This is a genomic window from Streptomyces eurocidicus (genome assembly GCF_002891295.1).
GTDB classification, from domain to species: Bacteria; Actinomycetota; Actinomycetes; order Streptomycetales; family Streptomycetaceae; genus Streptomyces; species Streptomyces eurocidicus.
Map to the genome: position 1 here is coordinate 1 of NZ_LGUI01000018.1, position 5,272 is coordinate 5,272.

Below are 5,272 nucleotides of genomic sequence, written 5' to 3' on the forward strand. Positions count from 1 at the left end.
GTTCTCAAGGAACGGACGCTTCCTTTGTACTCACCCTCTCGGGCTTTCCTCCGGGCGCTTCCCTTCGTTGTTTCCAACCTTACCAGATCCGTTTCCGGCGCTGGCCCCCTGCTGGAGCGGGGTCCCACCGTCTCGCTTTCGCTTTCCGGCGGTTCCGACTCTATCAGATCCTTTTCCGTACCGTTTCCGGCCCGAATTCGTTTCCGATTCCCCGTCGGCGGGGATTTGTTTCGCGCCTTTCGGCGTGATCACTACTTTACCGGATTTCCCTCGCGACTCCTAATCGGAGTCCGTTCCGAATTCCGGACACGCCGAAATCCATCCCGTTCAAGGGCCGTGCAAGTAGAGAGTGCCGCCAGTGAGGCGTGAGTGGCCGCCGCTTCGTCCCTGGGGACTCCGTGGCAACTCGAAGAACTCTACACGAGCCCGTAGGGCCCATCAAACCCGTGGCGCAACCAGGTTTCGGGGGCGTACGGTCGGCGCATGACCCAGCATGCGTACAGCTGCACCCAGGAGTGGTGGGCCGCCTGACGGCGGCCCGACTCTGCGCATGCAACCAACGGCCGCCGCCTCGGCGGCCGTTTTTTGCTGTCTGTGGCGGTGGGCCCTCTTCAAGGAGGCAGGAACCGATGACACGGATCTTCAGCGGCATCAAGCCCACCGGCCATCTGACCTTGGGCAACTACCTGGGCGCCGTCCGGCAGTGGGTCGAGGTGGACCAGCACAAGGCCGAGGCGCTGTTCTGCGTCGTCGACCTGCACGCTCTGACCGTCGACCACGATCCGGCCAGGGTGCGAAGGCTCAGCAGGCAGGCGGCGACGCTCCTCCTCGCCGCCGGCCTGGAGCCCGCCCGCTGCACCGTGTTCGTGCAGAGCCATGTGGACGAGCACACCCGGCTCTCCTATCTCCTGGAGTGCACGGCGTCCGACGGTGAGATGCGCCGGATGATCCAGTACAAGGAGAAGTCCGCGCGGGAGCGGGCCGCGGGCGGCGGGGTGCGGCTCTCCCTGCTGACCTATCCGGTGCTGATGGCGGCGGACATCCTCGCCTATTCGGCCGACGAGGTGCCGGTCGGCGACGACCAGGCGCAGCACGTCGAGCTCACCCGCGACCTGGCGGTGCGCTTCAACCAGCGGTACGGACACACCTTCACCGTGCCGAAGGCCGTGCTCCCCGCCGTCGCCGCCCGGGTGATGGACCTCCAGGACCCGACGTCGAAGATGGGGAAGTCGCACGCCGAGACCGCCGGGATCATCTATCTGCTCGACGAGCCGGAGGTCGCGCGCAAGAAGATCATGCGTGCGGTGACCGACAGCGGCAGCGAGGTCGTATACGACCGTGAGGCGCAGCCCGGGGTGGCGAACCTGCTGGAGATCCTCGCCGCGTGCACGGGCGGGAAGCCCGCCGAGCTCGCCGGGACGTACGCGTCGTACGGGGCGCTGAAGCGCGATGCCGCCGAGGCGGTGCTGGAGCTGCTGCGACCGGTGCGGGAACGGCACGCGGAGCTGTGCGCGGACCCGGGCTATGTGGACGCGGTGCTGCGCGAGGGTGCCGGGCGGGCGCGCGAGCTGGCCCGGCCGACCGTCGACGCGGCGTACGCGGCGATCGGCCTGCTGCCTCCCGCCTGAGCCCCGCGCTCGCACCCGCCCCGAAGCCGGGCGGCGTGCCTTACGGCGCGTCGCCCGGGCCGATCTCCGACGCCCCGGAGCCCCGGCGAGCCCCGCCGTCGGCCTCGCTCTTCGAGGGGCAGCCCGGCCGGCGTCAGGGTCGGCCGGGGGCGCAAGCCCGCGGGCTCACGCCTGCCCGGAGGCCAGTTCGCGGCTGCGGTCGCGGGCGGCCTCGAGCGCGGCGATCAGCGCGGCTCGTACACCGTGTCGCTCCAGCTCCCGGATCGCGCTGATCGTCGTGCCCGCCGGGGAGGTGACCGCCTCGCGGAGCTTCACCGGGTGCTCGCCGCTGTCGCGCAGCATGACGGCCGCGCCGATGGCGGCCTGGACGATCAGGTCGTGGGCCTTGTCTCGCGGCAGGCCGAGGAGGATGCCCGCGTCGGTCATCGCCTCGACGAGGAAGTAGAAGTACGCGGGGCCGGAGCCGGAGAGCGCCGTGGCGGCGTCCTGCTGGGACTCGGGCACGCGGAGCGTCTTGCCGACCGGCTTGAAGATCGCCTCCGTGCGGAGGAGGTGGTCCTCCGTCGCGTGCGTGCCCGCGGAGATGACGGACATGCCCTCGTCCACCAGCACCGGGGTGTTCGGCATGACCCGTACGACCGCGGTGCCGGCCGGGAGCTTCGCCTCAAGGAAGGCCGTGGGGATGCCGGCCGCCGCGCTGATGACCAGCCGGTCCGCGGACAGATGCGGGGCGAGCTCGTCCAGCAGCGTGGCCATGTCCTGCGGCTTCACGGCGAGGATCAAGGTGTCGGCGGCCTTCGCCGCCTCCAGGTTGCCGACCGCGTCGACGCCGTAGCGGGTGCGCAGGTCCTCCGCGCGCTCCGGACGACGGGCGGTGACCAGCAGGTCGTCGGTCGACCAGCCGGCGCGGATCATCCCGCTGAGAAGTGCCTCGCCGATCTTTCCTGTGCCGAGGACGGCGACTTTCTGGGCCACGGAGCTCGCTCACCTCTTCGCTGCGCTGGGTTCCAGGGGCGTGCCACGCCATCTTCGCACCCGGCGTGTGCGCCGCGCTCCGGCGCGAGGCGAACGTAGGACCACACAGGTACACGCCGGAGTGAATAGAGCAGATGATTCCGGCCGCCCGACCCCGCGTTTACAGCGTGGTAACACGCCAACAGCTCAACCTACGACGCCACTTGGACAGAATGACCGCGGGTGTCCACGGCACGCTCCGTCACCCTTTACGGTCCGCCGCCCCCACGCCGACGTCTTCCCGCTGCCCGTACTCCCCCTTCGACAGGCAACGTTCCGCATCGCTGTGCGCGCCGCCGCGCACTGGAGGCAAGCTCATGGAGAAAATACCCTTCAGCCATGCCCGGAATGTGTTCTCCCGGGCCAAGCTCCGGTCAAACCGTCCCCATGCCCGTCCCCGCACCGGCCTCGACCGTAAGGCCGATCTCCGGGCCGATTTCACGGCCTCGCTCGTCGTCTTCCTGGTCGCGGTCCCGCTGTCCGTGGGCATCGCCGTCGCCTCCGGGGTCCCGGTGGAGCTGGGACTCGTCACCGGCGTGGTCGGCGGCCTCCTCACCGGGCTCCTGCCGGGCAGCAGCTTCCAGGTCAGCGGCCCCGCCGCGGGACTGACCGTGCTCGTCTTCGAAGCCGTGCGGGAGTACGGGCTCGGGGCGCTCGGCGCCCTGGTGCTCGCCGCCGGGCTGCTGCAGATCGCCATGGGGGTGCTGCGCCTGGGCCGGTGGTTCCGGGCGATCTCCGTCGCCGTCGTCCAGGGGATGCTGACGGGCATCGGCCTCGTCCTCATCGCCGGCCAGCTCTACGCCCTCGCCGACGCCGCCCCTCCCGGCGGCGGCCTGGCCAACCTGGGCGGCCTGCCCGGGCTGATCGTCGACACCCTGGGCTCGGCGGACGCGATGTGTGCCGTCGCCGTCGGGGCCGGCACGATCGCGGTCCTGGTGCTGTGGCCCCGCTGGCGGCGCGGAGCCCAGTTCCTGCCCGGCCCGCTGGCGGCGGTCGCGCTGGCGACGACCGCGGTGGCCGCCCTGTCGCTGCCGGTGGCGCGGATCCAGGTGAACGGCCTGCTCGACGCCGTGCAGCCGCCCGGCTCCCGGGACCTCGCCCGGCTCACCGAGATGGGTGTGCTCGGCACCGTGCTGGCCTTCGCCCTGATCGCCTCGGCGGAGTCGCTCTTCAGCGCCGCGGCCGTGGACCGGCTGCACGACGGGCCCCGCACGGACTACGACAAGGAACTGATCGCGCAGGGCGCGGGCAACACGGTGTGCGGGGTGCTCGGCGCGCTGCCGCTGACGGCGGTCATCGTCCGCAGCGCGACCAATGTGAACGCGGGGGCGCGCACGAAGGCGTCGCGCGTGCTGCACGGACTGTGGCTGCTGGTCTTCGCCGCCGTGCTGCCCTGGGCCCTGGAGATCATCCCGGTGGCGGCGCTCGCGGGTGTGCTGATCCACGCCGGCTGGAAGCTGATCCCCGGCCGCGACTTCGCCCGGCTGTGGCACGAGCACCGTGGCGAGGCGATCGTGCTGGCGGTGACCACGGGGGCCATCGTCACGACGAATCTCTTCGAGGGTGTCCTCGTCGGCCTCCTCATGGCGATCGCCAAGGCGGCGTGGGAGACGTCCCATGTGCATGTGGAGACGGTGGGGGCCGAGGACGGCATCGTCCGCGCCCGGGTGCTCGGGAACGCGAACTTCCTGCGCCTGCCGAAGCTGCTGGACGAACTTGAGGCGCTCCCGCGCCCCGGGCACGGTGTGGAGCTCGATCTGAGCGGGCTGCGGCACATGGACCACGCCTGTAGGTCGGCGCTGTCCGCCTGGGCGGAGCGCAACGCGGAATCACGGGGCGCGGTGGCGACGGGGCCGCCGGTCGGGCCCTGAACCAGCCGCGGAGCCGGCACGCGGTACCGGGGGCGCTCAGGGGGTCCTGAGCGCCCCTCGACCATGTCCGCGCGCTCTCTCCCGCCACGTCACACACAGCCCGGTCGCAACCGCCGGCCTTCCCCAACTCCTTGGCCCCATAGTGCTGTTACCGCAGGGCCGAGGCCCGCGAGGACGCCGGCGGCGGCGTGGGCGCCTGTCGGCATGGCCGTCGTCCGGCGAACCTAGGGGAAGGGCTGCGGGGGCTGGTGCGGAGGGGAATGCTCGATCGCAGTGCGTAGGGGGTGGGGGCTGGGTTTCTTTCCCCACCCCGCCCCTTCCCGAATGTCCTCAAGCGCCGGACGGGCTGAAGTTCAGCCCGTCCGGCGCTTGAGGACACCGCGCGGAGCGCGGAAAAAGGGGGCCCGGGGGCGAAGCCCCCAGTTCCGGGAAGGGGCGGGGTGGGGAAAATCCCCCTGAACGCAAAAATGCCTCAGGCCCCGAGTGAAAACTCGGGGCCTGAGGCTAAAAATTGTTCGGCGGCGTCCTACTCTCCCACACGGTCCCCCATGCAGTACCATCGGCGCTGAAAGGCTTAGCTTCCGGGTTCGGAATGTAACCGGGCGTTTCCCTAACGCTATGACCACCGAAACTCTATGAAATTAACGAAACCGGATACAACACGGTCGTTACTTCAGAACCTACACAGTGGACGCGAGCAACTGAGGACAAGCCCTCGGCCTATTAGTACCAGTCAGCTCCAACCGTTACCGGTCTTCC

At 70.3% G+C, this 5,272-nt stretch carries 3 protein-coding genes and 1 rRNA gene; 2 read left to right on the top strand and 2 right to left on the bottom strand.

What is annotated here, in order from left to right; translation table 11 throughout:
- Positions 1 to 629 precede the first annotated feature (629 nt).
- Positions 630 to 1,628, top strand: coding sequence for a tryptophan--tRNA ligase (trpS, locus tag AF335_RS33735; protein ID WP_102922251.1), 999 nt, complete (start codon positions 630 to 632; stop codon positions 1,626 to 1,628).
- Positions 1,629 to 1,793: 165 nt separating this feature from the next.
- Here trpS and proC read toward each other — a convergent pair whose 3' ends face one another.
- The gene (proC, locus tag AF335_RS33740) at positions 1,794 to 2,603 is read right to left on the bottom strand and encodes a pyrroline-5-carboxylate reductase (RefSeq protein WP_102922252.1); all 810 of its coding nucleotides are present in this window, start codon (positions 2,601 to 2,603) and stop codon (positions 1,794 to 1,796) included.
- 356 nt (positions 2,604 to 2,959) lie between these two features.
- Between proC and AF335_RS33745 the strand changes: the two genes are divergently transcribed.
- Positions 2,960 to 4,513 carry a SulP family inorganic anion transporter gene (locus AF335_RS33745; protein WP_102922253.1) on the top strand — a complete coding sequence of 518 codons (1,554 nt, stop codon included), beginning with the start codon at positions 2,960 to 2,962 and terminating at the stop codon, positions 4,511 to 4,513.
- Positions 4,514 to 5,026: 513 nt separating this feature from the next.
- Here the strand turns inward: AF335_RS33745 and rrf are convergent.
- Positions 5,027 to 5,143, bottom strand: a 5S ribosomal RNA gene (rrf, locus tag AF335_RS33750).
- Positions 5,144 to 5,272 lie beyond the last annotated feature (129 nt).